This is a genomic window from Kitasatospora sp. NPDC048194 (genome assembly GCF_043202455.1).
Lineage (GTDB): Bacteria > Actinomycetota > Actinomycetes > Streptomycetales > Streptomycetaceae > Kitasatospora.
This window is the reverse complement of record NZ_JBIDAK010000007.1, coordinates 242050-255492: the sequence shown is the minus strand read 5'-3', so window position 1 is coordinate 255492 and position 13443 is coordinate 242050. Positions and strand designations below refer to the sequence as shown.

11 protein-coding genes are annotated in these 13443 nt (G+C 75.3%); 4 read left to right on the top strand and 7 right to left on the bottom strand.

Going from position 1 to position 13443, the window contains the following annotated elements; all coding sequences use genetic code 11:
• Both ACGF07_RS12525 and ACGF07_RS12520 read right to left on the bottom strand, forming a co-directional pair.
• Nucleotides 1-1325: heavy metal translocating P-type ATPase (locus tag ACGF07_RS12525; protein ID WP_392897745.1), on the bottom strand; the 1325-nt coding region annotated here is incomplete at its 3' end.
• A gap of 70 nt (nt 1326-1395) precedes the next feature.
• Nucleotides 1396-1614, bottom strand: coding sequence for a cation transporter (locus tag ACGF07_RS12520; protein WP_350741862.1), 219 nt, complete (start codon nt 1612-1614; stop codon nt 1396-1398).
• 273 nt (nt 1615-1887) lie between these two features.
• Between ACGF07_RS12520 and ACGF07_RS12515 the strand changes: the two genes are divergently transcribed.
• On the top strand, nt 1888-3057 hold the full coding sequence (locus ACGF07_RS12515) for a PP2C family protein-serine/threonine phosphatase (RefSeq protein ID WP_392897743.1): 1170 nt from the start codon (nt 1888-1890) through the stop codon (nt 3055-3057).
• A gap of 185 nt (nt 3058-3242) precedes the next feature.
• Here ACGF07_RS12515 and dhaL read toward each other — a convergent pair whose 3' ends face one another.
• Together dhaL and dhaK are read right to left on the bottom strand one after the other, a co-directional pair.
• Entirely contained in the window at nt 3243-3869 is a 627-nt protein-coding gene (gene dhaL, locus ACGF07_RS12510; RefSeq protein ID WP_392897741.1) for a dihydroxyacetone kinase subunit DhaL, read from the bottom strand.
• 12 nt (nt 3870-3881) lie between these two features.
• Nucleotides 3882-4877, bottom strand: coding sequence for a dihydroxyacetone kinase subunit DhaK (gene dhaK, locus ACGF07_RS12505; protein ID WP_392897738.1), 996 nt, complete (start codon nt 4875-4877; stop codon nt 3882-3884).
• A 254-nt stretch (nt 4878-5131) separates the two neighbouring features.
• On the opposite strand from dhaK, the gene dhaM reads away from it, so the two are divergent.
• Nucleotides 5132-5527: a dihydroxyacetone kinase phosphoryl donor subunit DhaM gene (gene dhaM / locus ACGF07_RS12500; protein WP_350741854.1), complete on the top strand. Its 396-nt coding sequence runs from the start codon at nt 5132-5134 to the stop codon at nt 5525-5527.
• A gap of 54 nt (nt 5528-5581) precedes the next feature.
• Here the strand turns inward: dhaM and ACGF07_RS12495 are convergent, their stop codons facing one another.
• Nucleotides 5582-7309: a bifunctional 3'-5' exonuclease/DNA polymerase gene (locus tag ACGF07_RS12495; RefSeq protein WP_392897735.1), complete on the bottom strand. Its 1728-nt coding sequence runs from the start codon at nt 7307-7309 to the stop codon at nt 5582-5584.
• Nucleotides 7310-7622: 313 nt separating this feature from the next.
• Between ACGF07_RS12495 and ACGF07_RS12490 the strand changes: the two genes are divergently transcribed.
• On the top strand, nt 7623-9647 hold the full coding sequence (locus tag ACGF07_RS12490; RefSeq protein ID WP_392897733.1) for a M3 family metallopeptidase: 2025 nt from the start codon (nt 7623-7625) through the stop codon (nt 9645-9647).
• A gap of 3 nt (nt 9648-9650) precedes the next feature.
• Here the strand turns inward: ACGF07_RS12490 and ACGF07_RS12485 are convergent, their stop codons facing one another.
• Complete coding sequence (locus tag ACGF07_RS12485) at nt 9651-11168, bottom strand: cellulase family glycosylhydrolase (RefSeq protein WP_392897730.1); 1518 nt, start codon at nt 11166-11168, stop codon at nt 9651-9653.
• 233 nt (nt 11169-11401) lie between these two features.
• The gene (locus ACGF07_RS12480; RefSeq protein ID WP_392897727.1) at nt 11402-12043 is read right to left on the bottom strand and encodes a TetR family transcriptional regulator; all 642 of its coding nucleotides are present in this window, start codon (nt 12041-12043) and stop codon (nt 11402-11404) included.
• Between the two features lie 125 nt (nt 12044-12168).
• On the opposite strand from ACGF07_RS12480, the gene ACGF07_RS12475 reads away from it, so the two are divergent.
• A complete protein-coding gene (locus ACGF07_RS12475) occupies nt 12169-13395 on the top strand; it encodes an acyl-CoA dehydrogenase family protein (protein WP_392897724.1) in 1227 nt (408 codons plus the stop codon).
• The last annotated feature ends 48 nt before the right edge of the window (nt 13396-13443 follow it).

Below are 13443 nucleotides of genomic sequence, written 5' to 3'. Positions count from 1 at the left end.
CCGCGGCCGGTGCCGACCAGCAGCGCGGTCGGGGTGGCCAGGCCCAGGGCGCACGGGCAGGCGATGATCAGCACGGCCACGGCCGCCGTGAAGGCGGCGGTGGAGTCACCGGTGGCGAGCAGTCGGACGACCAGCGTGGCCAGCGCGATCAGGATGACCACCGGGACGAAGACGGCGGAGATCCGGTCGGCCAGGCGCTGGGCGGCGGCCTTGCCGTTCTGGGCGTCCTCGACCAGCCTGGCCATCCGGGCGAGCCGGGTGTCCGCGCCGACCCTGGTCGCCTCGACGACCAGCCGGCCGCCGACGTTGACGGTGGCGCCGGTGACGGCGTCGCCGACGCCGACCTCGACCGGCACCGACTCGCCGGTGAGCATCGAGGCGTCCACCGCGGAGCTGCCCTCGACGACCGTGCCGTCGGTGGCGATCTTCTCGCCCGGACGCACCACGAAGCGCATCCCGACGGCCAGGCGGTCCACCGGCAGCCGGATCTCCCGGCCGCCCGCCGGTCGGCCGCGACCGTCCTCGGCCGAGGGCGCTCCGGCTCCGCCTCCCCCGTCCTGGAGCACGGTGACGTCCTTGGCGCCGAGGTCGAGCAGGGTACGCAGGGCGGCGCCGGCGCGGTGCTTGGAGCGGGCTTCGAGGTGGCGGCCGAGCAGGATCAGCACCGTGACGGCGGCGGCGGTCTCCAGGTAGAGCGCGGAGGAGGCGTCGGTGCCGCCGATCGAGAGCGAGAAGTCGTGGTGCATGCCCGGCATGCCGGCGTGACCCCCGAACAGCGCCCAGACGGACCAGCCGAAGGCGGCCAGGGTGCCGAGCGAGACCAGGGTGTCCATGGTCGCGGCGCCGTGCTTGAGGTTGGTCCAGGCGGCGCGGTGGAAGGGCAGTCCGCCGTGGACGACGACCGGGCCGGTGAGGGCGAAGGCCAGCCACTGCCAGTTCGTGAACTGCAGGGCGGGGACCATGGAGAGCAGCACCACCGGGACGCTGAGCACGGCGCTGACCAGCAGCCGGTCGCGGTGCGGCTCGGGGGGCGGCGCCGGCTCGGCGGCGGTGGCGTCGGCCGGTTGCGGGGCGGCGGGTGCCGGGGGCGGCGGGGGTTCGGCGGTGTAGCCGGTCCGCTCGACGGTGGCGATCAGGTCGTCCACCGTGATGCCGGGGCCGTAGTCGACCCGGGCCTTCTCGGTGGCGAAGTTGACGGTGGCCTCGACGCCGTCCATCCGGTTGAGCTTCTTCTCGATCCGGGCCGCGCAGGAGGCGCAGGTCATCCCGCCGATCGACAGCTCGACCCGGTCCCTGGCCCCGACATCCGGGGCGGACGTGCTCATGCGGTTCAGCTCCTTGGTGGGGGCGTTCGGCGGGGGCCACTGGGGCGGGCCCCCGCCGTACCGGGGTGGGTCAGGCGCTGCGGCCGACCAGCTCGTACCCGGCCTCGTCGACGGCGGCCCGGATCTGCTCCTCGTCCAGCGGGGCGGCGGAGGAGACGGTGACGGTGCCGGCCTGGGCGTCGGCGGCCACGTCGAGGACGCCGGCCAGCGTGGCGAGCTCCTGGCTGATCGCCTTCTCGCAGTGGCCGCAGCTCATGCCGGACACGGTGTAGGTGATGGTGCTGGACATCAGGGCCTCCGGGCTCTCGGTGCGGTTGGTGCGCGGTTCAGCCCCGGTGCGGATGCCGCGCCGGGGTCCTACTCTCATAACACCATACCCCTTGGGGGTATTCCGCGAGGGGGGCGGGTGGGGGTGGAATGGATCGCATCGTAGGCGACCGCAGGGGCCCGGCCGGGGAGGCGGCGGCGGGTCGGGGCCGGGTGGGGCGCCGTCGCCGGGCCGGCGGAATCCCGACGGGCGAGCGGGTGGTTCGGTGGTGTGATCGTCCCTTATGTTCGATATGTGCTTTCGATCCGCCGCGCCCAGTCGCCCGCGGCGCCCACCGCCGCCGGACTGCCACCGGAGCGGCAGCAGGGCGCCCTGCTGGCCGCCGACCTCCAGGACGTGCCGCTCTGGCGGCGGGCGACGCCGGCGCTGACCGCCGTCCTGCTGGTCGGCCTCGCGGACCTCCTCTCCGGCAAGGACCGCTACCTCGCGCCCCTGATGACCGTCGTCCCGGCCGTCGCCGCGCTCACCCTCAAGCCCGGCGAGCTGATCGCCGTCTGCTCGCTCGGGCTGCTCGCGGTCTTCGGGCTCAGCCACTACGACCAGGTCGACAACATCAACGACGCACGCTTCCTCTACGGTGCGATGGTCAGCTACCTGGTCCTGACGGCCTTCTCGGCCTGGGTGGCCAAGATCAGGATGCGGCGGGCGGCGGCCTTCGCCGCGGTCAGCTCCGTGGCCGAGGCAGCCCAGCGGGCCCTGCTGCGACTGCCGGGGCCGGCGGTCGGTCCGCTGCGGCTGGCCGTGCGGTACGTGTCGGCGGCGGACGCCTCGCGGATCGGCGGGGACCTGTACTCGGTGCTGGAGACGCCGCACGGGACGCGGGTCGCCGTCGGGGACGTCCGCGGCAAGGGGCTCGCGGCGGTCCAGACGGCGGCGGTGGTGCTCGGCGCGTTCCGCGAGGCCGCGTACGACGAGACCGGGCTGCAGGGCGTCGCGGCGCGGGTCGAGGCCAGCGTCGAGCGGCACGCGCCCGACGGGGACTTCACCACCGCCCTGTTCGTGGAGTTCCGGCGGCCCGGGGCGATGGAGCTGCTGCAGTACGGCCACGTGCCGCCGATCCGGGTCGACGGCGACGGGCGGGCGCAGGTGCTGGACGCGCCGGACCCGTGGGTGCCGCTCGGCCTCGGGCGGCTCGCGGTGGGGGAGCCGGCCACGTGGGGGCAGCCGTTCGGCAAGGAGGACGTCCTGGTGCTCTGCACGGACGGCGTGATCGAGGCCCGGCACCGGCGGAGCGGGGAGTTCTACCCGTTGGCGGAGCGGGTCGGGCCGCTGGTCCGGGGAGCGGCGCGCTCGCCGGGCGAACTGGAGGCGGCGGTGGAGCGGGTGTACGCCGACCTGCTCGCGCACACGGGCGGAGGGCTGCGGGACGACGCGCTGCTGCTGCTGATCACCCGGACGGACTGACGGCTCCGCCGCCGGGTCGTCCTGCGGCTCGCGGCTCTCGGACCGCGTGGCTCCCGGGCCGCGTGGCTCTTGGGGCGTGTGGCTCTTGGGGCGTGTGGCTCTCGGGGCGTGTGACTCCCGGGTTGCGTGGCTCGCCGGCCTGGTGGCTCCCGGCCGGACCGGGCCCGGGAGCCACGGCGCGGGGGTCAGCCGGCGGTGGCCTCGGCGAGGGCGCGGAAGATCAGGGCGGTGGAGGTGGCGCCGGGATCCTGGTGGCCGATGGTGCGTTCGCCGAGGTAGGAGGCGCGGCCCTTGCGGGCCCGCAGCGGCACCGTGTCACGGGCGCCCTGCTCGGCGGCCTCGGCGGCGGCGGCCGCCGCCGCCGGCAGGTCCGCGCCGGTGGCGGCCGCGTGGCGGAAGGCCGCGACGGCCGGGGTCCAGGCGTCGACGATGGTCTTGTCGCCGGGCTCGGCCTTGCCGAGCGCGCGGACGGCGTCCAGGCCGGACGCCAGGGCCTCGGCGAGGGCGGCCGGGGCGGCTGGCTCGGGCAGGGCGGCGCCGACGGCACGGAAGGCCTTGCCGTAGAGCGGACCGGAGGCGCCGCCGACCTTGGAGACGAGGGTGGTGCCGGTCTTGCCGAGGACGGCGCCGGGGCCGTCCGGCCGGAGGCCCTCCAGGGCGGTCAGGGCTGCGGTGAAGCCGCGCCGGAGGTTGCTGCCGTGGTCGCCGTCGCCGATCGCGGAGTCCAGTTCGGTGAGCCGGGCCTGCTCCTGGTCGACGGCCGCGGCGATCGCGCGGATCCAGGCCTCGGCGAGCGTGGTGTCGAAGTCCATCGGGCGTCCGCCTCAGGCCCGCTTGAGGGCGGGGGTGTCGACCGGGGCGTCCCAGAGCTCCAGGAGCTGGGCGTCGGCCTTGGTGAGGGTGAGCGAGAAGCCCGCCATGTCCAGACTGGTGACGTAGTTGCCGACCAGGCTGCGGGCCACCGTGATGCCGTGCTCGGCGAGCCGGGCGGCGACCTCGCCGTAGACCACGTACAGCTCCAGCAGCGGCGTCGCGCCCAGGCCGCTGAGCAGGGCGATCACCTCGTCGCCCGGGGTCAGGTGGTGGTCGGCGAGGACGGTCCCGACCACCTCGGCGGCCAGTTCACGGGCCGGCCGCAGCTTCTCGCGGCGGCGGCCGGGCTCGCCGTGGATGCCGACGCCGACCTCGATCTCGTCCTCGGGCAGGTCGAAGCCGGGCTTGCCGGCGGCCGGGACGGTGGCGGCGGTCAGCGCGATCGCGAAGGAACGGGAGGCCGCGTTGACCCGTTCGCCCAGCGCGGCCACCTCGTCCAGAGCGGCGCCGCGCTCGGCCAGCGCGCCGGCGGTCTTCTCCACCAGGACGGTCGCGCCGGTGCCCCGGCGCCCGGCCGTCCAGGTGGAGTCCTCGACCGCGACGTCGTCGTTGACCAGGACGGTGCGGACCTCCAGGCCCTCCTCGGCGGCGAGTTCGGCGGCGAGCTCGAAGTTCATCACGTCGCCGGTGTAGTTCTTCACGACGAAGACCACCCCGGCGCCGTTCTCCACCGCCTTGGCGGCGGCCAGCATCTGGTCCGGGACGGGCGAGGTGAACACCTCGCCGGGGCAGGCGGCGTCGAGCATGCCGGGCCCGACGAATCCGCCGTGCAGCGGTTCGTGCCCGGAGCCGCCGCCGGAGATCAGTGCGACCTTCGGGCCGGCCGGGCGGGCGGCCCGGGTGATCACCCGGTTGGGGATGTCCACCGCCAGCTCGGGGTGGGCCGCGGCGATCCCGGCCAGCGTGTCCTCCAGGACGCTCTCCGGGGTGTTGATCAGCTTCTTCAACGCTCTTCGCTCCCTCGATGGCCGTGATGCCCCGGCGACCCGGGCGCCTGCGGCGACCCAGCGGTTCCGGCGGGTCCGGTACCGGGACGCCGTGGCGGCGGACGCCGTGCGTGGTGGTGCGGGCGCGCGGGCCGGTCGGATCGAACGGCCCCCGAGCCGACGCTACGCCAGACGGGGGTGCGGGGCACGGGGTGCGACACGCGGGATCGCACTCACCCTCCCGGAGCAGCGGCCGGGCCCGTAGGGTCGGGCGCATGACTGAGCGGGTGGGCATCGTTCTGGTTTCGCACAGCGCCGCACTGGCCGCCGGGTTGCGCGAGCTGCTCGGCGAACTCGCCTCCGACGGCGTGCGCGTGGTGGTCGCGGCCGGGACGGAGGACGGCGGACTCGGCACCAGCTACGAGCTGATCGCCGGGGCGATCGCGGAGGCGGACGGCGGGGCGGGCGTGGTCGTGCTGCCGGACCTCGGCAGTTCGGTGCTCACCGCGGTGACCGTGCTGGAGGACGAGCCGCGCCCGGGCGTGCGGCTGGTGGACGCGCCGTTCGTGGAGGGCGCGGTCGCGGCCGCCGTCACGGCCTCCACCGGGGCGGGGCTGGCCGAGGTGGTCGCGGCGGCCGAGGAGGCGTGGTCCTTCCGCAAACTGCCGTAGGGGTGCGCGGCGGCTCCTGTCGGGAGCGCCGACCGTGCGGACACCCCCGGGCGGCTACTTCGCGTCCGCGTAGCAGTCCACCACCGCCGTGCTGAGCGGGAACCGCACCGGGGTGTCGCCGAACACCAGCCGGCGGGCCTCCTCGGCCGCCTCGGTGACGGCGGCGGCCACCTCGTCGGCCAGGTTGGCCGGGGTGTGCACGATCACCTCGTCGTGCTGGAAGAACACCAGGTGCGGGCGGTCCGCGGGGGTCGCGGCCGGCAGTTCGGCCAGCCGTCGGCGCAGCGCGGCGATCAGGGTGAGGGCCCAGTCGGCGGCGCTGGCCTGGATGACGAAGTTGCGGGTGAACCGGCCACGGGCGCGGGCGGTGCGGCCGCCCGTCTCGCCGGCGGTGTCGGCCTCGGTGAGGTCGAGGAAGTCGGCGGAGGCCGGCGGGCAGACCCGGCCGAGCCGGGAGGCGACCACGCCGCCGTCCTCGCCGGTGCGGGCGGCGGCCTCGACGTAGCCCATCGCGGCGGGGTAGCGGCGGCGCAGGGTGTTCAGCAGCGGGCCGATGTCGCCGCTGGTCTGCCCGTACATGGCGCCGAGCAGGCCGAGCTTGGCCTTGTCGCGGTCCCCCTGGAAGGCGGTCGCGGCGAGCGCCTCGTAGAGATCGCCGCCGGCCGCGGTGCGGGCCAGCCCGGCGTCCTGGGAGAGTGCGGCGAGCACCCGCGGCTCCAGCTGGGCGGCGTCGGCGACCACCAGCAGCCAGCCCGGGTCGGCGACCACGGCGCGGCGCAGGATGCGCGGGATCTGCAGGGCGCCGCCGCCGCGGCTGGCCCAACGGCCCGAGACCACACCGCCGACGACGTACTCGGGACGGAAGCGGCCGCCGCGGGCCCAGGCGTCCTGCCAGGCCCAGCCGTGGGCGACGTGGATCCTGGAGAGCTCCTTGTAGCGCAGCAGCAGCCGGGCGGCCGGGTGGTCGATGCCCCTGAGCTCCCAGGAGCGGGTGGAGCCGAGCTGGATGCCGGCCTCCGCGAAGGCGCGCAGCACCTGGGTGTGCGAGTCGGGGTTGAACGGCTTGGCGCCCAGGGCCTGCTGGAGCTCGACGGCGAGGTCGGCGAGCCGCCGGGGCTGGGTGCCGGGCACGGTGGGGCGCGGGCCGAGCAGCTCGGTCAGCAGCCGGTCGTGGACGTCGGCGCGCCAGGGCAGCCCGTCGTGGGCCATCTCGGCGGCCGCGAGGGCGCCGGCCGACTCGGCGGCGACCAGCAGCCGGAAGCGCTGCCGGGCGGCCGGATCGGCAATGGCGGCGATCCGCCGCTGCTGCTCGGCGTGCACGGCCACCACGGCGGCCAAGGGGTCGACGCCAGGCGGTAGTTGGAGGCGGTCGGGGGCGAACAGGGTGTCCTGGCCGTCGTCCGCGTCGGCCAGGCCGGGTTCGGGCAGGTCGTCCGGGACGGGCAGGCCGTGCAGCCGGGACCAGGCGGCGCCGAGCGAGCGCGGCGCGCCGATGCGGCCCTCGTGCCCCAGCAGCAGGGCCTCGACCAGCCGCAGGTCGTGGCAGCGGGCGAGGCGGTCGGGAAGGCGGGGCAGCAGCGGGGCGTACCCGGAGTCGGCGGCGGCCCAGACCCAGCGGGGCCCGGGCGGAGCGCCGCTCCCGGCGGCCTCCCGGACGGCCACGGCGGCGGCGAGGTCACGGACGGCCTCCGGCGGACCGAGCGGCGCCCCGGCGTCGTCCAGCGGCTGGAGGCGGCCGCCGGGGCCGTGCGGGTCGGGCACGAGGGCGGTTCTGGGGGCCACGGGGGCGTCTCCTCTCCGGCGAGCGGGCGAGCGGTCGGTTCGCGGTCGGTTGGTCTGTGGTCGGTTGATAGGGCAGTCGGGCAGTCGGGCAGTCGGGCAGTTGGGCAGTCGGGCAGTCGGGCAGGCGGCGGGTGGGCGGTCAGGCAGTCGGCGGGTGGGCGGTCAGGCAGTCGGTCGGACGTGCGGATGGGGGCACGGACGTGCGGGTGGCGGACCCACGGCGTCGACGTTATCGGGTGGGTCCGACAACCGGGCACAACCGCGCCCCAGGGGCGTATGGGCAGGCCCGGTGACACCGCGTATGGTCGGCGAAATGACCGAGAACCCGTTCTTCACGCCCAGCCCCCTGGTGTACCAACTGCCGCCCTACGCCGAGATCCGGCAGGAGCACTACCTGCCCGCCTACGAGCGCGGGATGGCCGAGCAGCTGGCCGAGATCGCGGCGATCACCGACTCCCGCGAGGCGCCGACCTTCGAGAACACCCTGGTGGCGCTGGAGCGCTCCGGCGAACTGCTGCGCCGGGTGGACGCGGTGTTCCGCAACCAGTCCTCCTCCGACACCACCGACCTGCTGGACGAGGTGGAGGCGAAGGTGAGCCCGCTGCTCGCCGCCCACCACGACGCGCTCCACCTGGACCAGCGGCTGTTCGCCCGGATCGAGGCGCTGTACGAGGCCCGGGCGGACCTCGGTCTGGACCCGGAGTCGCTGCGCCTGCTGGAGCGCCGGTACACCGCCTTCGTCCGCTCGGGCGCCCGGCTCGGCGGGGCCGAGCAGGAGCGGCTGCGCGAACTGAACGCCGAACTGGCCGCGTTGGGCACCACGTTCCAGCAGAACGTGAACGCGGCCACCCGCGCCGCCGCGCTCGTGGTGGACTCCGCCGAGGAACTGGCCGGCCTCTCCTCGGGAGCGATCGCCGCCGCCGCGGAGAACGCCCGGGTGCTCGGCCACGAGGGCAAGTACGTGCTCAGCCTCAAGAGCACCTCCGGCCAGCCCGAACTGGCCCAGCTCAGCGACCGGTCCGTGCGCGAGCGGCTGCTCGCCGCCTCGCTCGCCCGCGGCGGCGAGGCCAACGGCCCGCTGGCGATCCGGATGGCCGCGCTGCGCGCCGAGCGGGTCGCGCTGCTGGGGTACCCGAGCCACGCCGCCTACGTGGTGGCGGACGAGACGGCCGGGACGGTGGAGGCGGTCTCCGGCCTGCTGGCCCGGCTGGTCGAGCCGGCCGTGGCCAACGCCCGCCGGGAGGCCGCCGAGCTGGCCAAGGTGGCGGCCGCGGACGGCATCGACGAGATCGCCGCGCACGACTGGGCGTACTACTCGGAGAAGGTCCGGCAGACCTCCTACCAGGTGGACGCGGCGGCGCTGCGCCCGTACTTCGAGCTGGAGCGGGTGCTGAAGGACGGCGTGTTCTTCGCCGCGGGGCTCGCGTACGGGCTGACCTTCACCGAGCGGCCGGAGCTGACGGCGCACCACCCCGATGCCCGGGTCTTCGAGGTGTTCGAGGAGGACGGCGCCTCGCTGGGCCTGTTCATCGGCGACTTCCACGCCCGGGCGTCCAAGCGCGGCGGAGCGTGGATGGACGAGCTGGTCGGCCAGTGCGGACTGACCGGACGGCGGCCGGTGGTCCTGAACAACCTCAACATCCCGCGCCCGGCGCCCGGTGAGCCGGCCCTGCTCGGCTGGGACGAGGTGCGCACGCTCTTCCACGAGTTCGGGCACGCGCTGCACGGGCTGTTCTCGGACGTCACCTACCCGCTGTTCGCCGGCACGGCGGTGCCGCGGGACTTCGTGGAGTTCCCCTCCCAGGTCAACGAGATGTGGATGGTCCGGCCGGAGGTGCTGGCCAACTACGCCCGCCACCACGAGACCGGGGAGCCGCTGCCGGCCGGGCTGGTCGAGCGGATGAGGGCCGCCGAGGGCTTCGGGCAGGGCTTCCGGACGGTGGAGTACCTGGCCGCCACGCTGCTGGACTGGGCGTGGCACACCCTGCCGGAGGGCGCCGAGGTCGCGGACGCCGAGGAGTTCGAGGCGCGGGCGCTGGCGGAGGCGGGGATCGTCGTCCCGGCGATTCCGCCGCGCTACCGCACGCCCTACTTCCAGCACATCTTCTCCAGCGGCTACAGCGCCGGGTACTACGCGTACATCTGGTCGGAGGTGCTGGACGCGGACACCGTGCAGTGGTTCGAGACCAACGGGAAGCCGGTGCGGGACAGCGGTGAGCTGTTCCGGCGGGAGCTGCTGGCGCGCGGGTTCAGCCGCGACCCGCTGGAGTCCTTCCGCGCGGTGGTCGGCCGGGCGCCGGAGACCGGGCCGCTGCTGGCCCGCCGGGGGCTGGCCTGATCGTCACCGGGGGGTGAGCACGACCGTCACCGGGGTGCCCGGGCGGGCGTGCGGGAGACGGATCCGGACCGTTCCCGCTCGTCCGTCCGCGGGCTGCCCGACCTCGGTGCGGGCGTCGGCGGGGGAGACGGCGACCCGGGCTCCGTGCGGGAACGCGGCGGCCGGCAGCACGAGTTCGGTGCTGTGTCCGGTGCCGTCGGCGTACCAGCGGACGGTGGTGGCAGCGGTTCCGGTGGCGGAGGCTCCGGGAGCGGCGGGATCGGTGGCGGTGCCGGTGCGGACGTCGGTGCGGACGTCGGTGCCGGCGACGGCCACCGGGTACGGGCCGAAGGCGGGCCCGTCGCCGGGGGCGGGGCGCCCGGCCGGATCGAGCGCGCAGTAGCCGCCGGTGCCGCGGCACCAGTACCACATGGTCCAGCCCTCGGCGAAGCCGTCCATCGCGGCGACCTGCCGGCGGACCAGGAGGGTGTTGCCCGGGGTGCGCGCGTCCGGCGGGCCCCACTCGCCGACCAGGACCGGCAGGTGGTTCGCGGCGGGGTAGCCGGTGATCGCGGCGGTGTACTGCTCGACGAAGCCGTCGGCGGGGTCCCAGTCGGCGCCGTTCTCCACCGCGGTGTCGTAGAAGTGCGGGGCGTAGCCGAGCCTGGGCGCACCCGGCCGGGGGTCGGTGAAGCCGGGCAGCCTGGTCGGCACGCCCTGGCCGACCAGGACGGTCGGTTCGACGAACAGCCAGGCGCGGGCGTCGACCCGGCGCACGGCGGTGATCAGCCGGCGGTACATCTCGGCGAGCCGGCCCTGTTCCAGGGCGGCGGAGGCGGCGGCCAGGACGGCCGGATCGCTCGGGTCGCCGTCCACCGGGCCGAACGGTTCGTTGAACAGGTCGTAGCCCAGCAGGGAACGGTGAACGCGCAGTTCGCGCGCCAGCCGGGTGTAGAAGTCGGCCTGCCAGGCGCGCAGGTCGGGGTCGTCGTAGAGGTGGCGGAAGGCGGCCTGGACGGCGGGCTGGAAGTAGCCGGCGAACCAGTCGTGCGGGTCGGGGGTGAAGGGCAGGCCGTCGTCGCGGGTGGCCCAGAGCGGGATGCCGTTGGTGCCGCCGCCGAACTTCGGCCCGTAGACGTCCTGGTGGAAGTCGACCAGGACGAGCAGGCCCAGCTGGTCGGCCCGGGTGAGGAGTTGCTGGAGGCGGTGGAGTTCGGCGGGGGCGAGGCGGCCGCGCTCGGGCTCCAGCCTGGTCCAGGAGACCGGCAGCCGGACGAGCGTGAAGCCCTGGGCGGCGACGGAGTCGAGGTCGGCCCCGGTCGCCTCGCCGTACTTGTCGAGGTTGAAGCCGCGCAGCCGGAGGTGGCGGCCCTGGGCGTCGGTGAGCGCGGTGCGGCCGTCCGGGGCGGTGGCCGTGCCGGTGGGGAAGCGGTCCCGGGGCGCGCCGTGGGCGGCGGCCGGGGGCGCGGTGGCGGCGGCCCCGGCGGTCAGGACGGCGGTGAGGGCGAGCAGCAGGGCAACGGCGGTGCGGCGCAGGCGCATCGGGACCTCGCACGGCGGGGGGTGGGGGCCCGATGATGCCCGTGACGCGGTGCGCGGCACAAGGGCCCTGCGCCGAGGGGAAGTTCGGATCGCAGGGGTCGGTCGACGCCGGGTCGGTCCACGGCGGGGCGGTTCGGGGCGGAGCGCTCCGGGGCGGGGCGGTCGACGCCGGGGCGGTTCACGGCGGGGCGGTTCACGGCGGAGCGCTCCGGGGCGGGGCGGTCCGGGGCGGCTCAGTCCGTGGTGGGCTCGGCCGGGCCGCCGGGCGGGACGGGGCTGGGCAGGACGGCCGTGGGCAGGTCCGCGGCGGCGGCCAGTCGGCCCCAGAGCAGGTCGGCCAGGGCCTGCACCATGCGGGTGCGCGTGCAGGGCTTCGTCTCCAGCCACCAGTCCCCGGCGGCCAGCACCATGCCGGTGATGCCGCGGCCCCAGGCCTCGGCGAGGAGGTCGCGGTCGGCGCCGAGGTCGACCTGGCTCTGGACGGCCCGGGTGATCTCCTCGGCGATCTGCCGCAGGGCGGGGGCGAGCGCGTTGCCGGCGCCGCTCGGGTCGCCCGGTTCGGGGTGGGTGAGCAGCCGGTAGACCTGCGGGCGGGCCTCGATCCCGGCGAGGTAGGTGTCCAGGACGTGCTCGACCCGGTCGCGGCGCTCCAGCGGTTCGGCCAGGGCGGCCCGGATCGCGGCCAGCAGGCCGCTGGTGTGCCGCTCGGTGAGGGCTCCGATCAGGCCGTTCCGGTCGCCGAAGTGCCGGTAGAGGATCGGCTTGGTGATGCCGGCCTCGGCGGCGATGGCGTTCATGCTGGCGCCCGGCCCCTCGCGCTGGATGACCCGGTCGGCGGCGTTGAGCAGCTGCTCGCGGCGGGGCTCTCGGGACATGCGCTGCTCCTCGGATGCTGGGGGTGTCGGCCGTTGACACCGGTTACCAATCAGTAGCAGACTCCGACGATGTTACCCGAGGTAACACCCCGGTCGGCCGTACCCCTTCTTCGGAGGAATGCACCATGAGCAGCACGTTCTCGCTGGACCCGGGCGCGGACCAGCTCGCCGTACGCGACTGGCTGCACGGCTTCGCCGCCGACGTGATGCGCCCGGCCGCCGCCGAGTGGGACGAGCGCGAGGAGACCCCCTGGCCGATCATCCAGGAGGCCGCCAAACTGGGCATCTACTCGCTGGACTTCTACGCCCAGCAGTACTTCGACCCCTCCGGCGTCGGCATCCCGATCGCCATGGAGGAGCTCTTCTGGGGGGACGCGGGCATCGGGTTGTCCATCGTCGGCACGACGCTCGCCGCCGTCGCGGTGCTGGCCAACGGCACCGACGAGCAGATCGGCACCTGGACGCCGCAGATGTTCGGCACCCCGGACGACGTCAAGGTGGCCGCGTTCTGCTCCTCCGAGCCGGACGCCGGCTCCGACGTGGGCGCGCTGCGCACCCGGGCCGTCTACGACCAGGCCAAGGACGAGTGGGTGCTGAACGGCACCAAGACCTGGGCCACCAACGGCGGGATCGCCGCCGTGCACGTCGTGGTCGCGAGCGTCGACCCGGAGCTCGGCACGCGCGGGCACGCCTCCTTCGTCGTCCCGCCGGGCACCCCCGGGCTGAGCCAGGGCCAGAAGTTCAAGAAGCACGGCATCCGCGCCTCGCACACCGCCGAGGTGGTGCTCGACGGCGTCCGGGTGCCCGGCAGCTGCCTGCTCGGCGGCAAGGAGAAGCTGGACGAGCGGCTGGCCCGGGCCCGCGAGGGAGCCAAGCGCTCCGGCGGCAAGGGCAACGCGGCGATGGCCACCTTCGAGGCCTCCCGGCCGGCCGTCGGCGCGCAGGCGATCGGCATCGCCCGGGCCGCGTACGAGGTGGCGCTGGACTACGCGAAGACCCGGGAGCAGTTCGGCCGTCCGATCATCGACAACCAGGGCGTGGCCTTCCAGCTCGCCGACATGAAGACCCGGATCGACGCGGCCCGGCTGCTGGTGTGGCGGGCGTCCTGGATGGCGGCCAACAACCAGCCGTTCACGGCGGCCGAGGGCTCGATGTCCAAGCTGTACGCGGGCGAGACGGCCAAGTACGTCACCGCGCAGGCGATGCAGATCCTGGGCGGCAACGGCTTCACCCGGGAGTACCCGGTGGAGCGGATGCACCGGGACAGCGCGATCTACTCGATCTTCGAGGGGACCAGCGAGATCCAGCGGCTGGTCATCGCCCGGGCGATCTCCGGGATGCCGATCCGCTGACCGGCGCCGGGTGGGGCGGGCTCCACGGACCGGTGGCCCGGGCTACCG

Bases quoted from the DNA above. Each gene is read 5' to 3' on its own strand.
- ACGF07_RS12475 (WP_392897724.1), top strand. From the start codon at position 12,169: ATGAGCAGCACGTTCTCGCTGGACCCGGGCGCGGACCAGCTCGCCGTA.
- ACGF07_RS12520 (WP_350741862.1), bottom strand. From the start codon at position 1,614: ATGTCCAGCACCATCACCTACACCGTGTCCGGCATGAGCTGCGGCCAC.
- ACGF07_RS12485 (WP_392897730.1), bottom strand. From the start codon at position 11,168: ATGCGCCTGCGCCGCACCGCCGTTGCCCTGCTGCTCGCCCTCACCGCC.
- dhaM (WP_350741854.1), top strand. From the start codon at position 5,132: ATGACTGAGCGGGTGGGCATCGTTCTGGTTTCGCACAGCGCCGCACTG.
- ACGF07_RS12490 (WP_392897733.1), top strand. From the start codon at position 7,623: ATGACCGAGAACCCGTTCTTCACGCCCAGCCCCCTGGTGTACCAACTG.
- ACGF07_RS12480 (WP_392897727.1), bottom strand. From the start codon at position 12,043: ATGTCCCGAGAGCCCCGCCGCGAGCAGCTGCTCAACGCCGCCGACCGG.
- dhaL (WP_392897741.1), bottom strand. From the start codon at position 3,869: ATGGACTTCGACACCACGCTCGCCGAGGCCTGGATCCGCGCGATCGCC.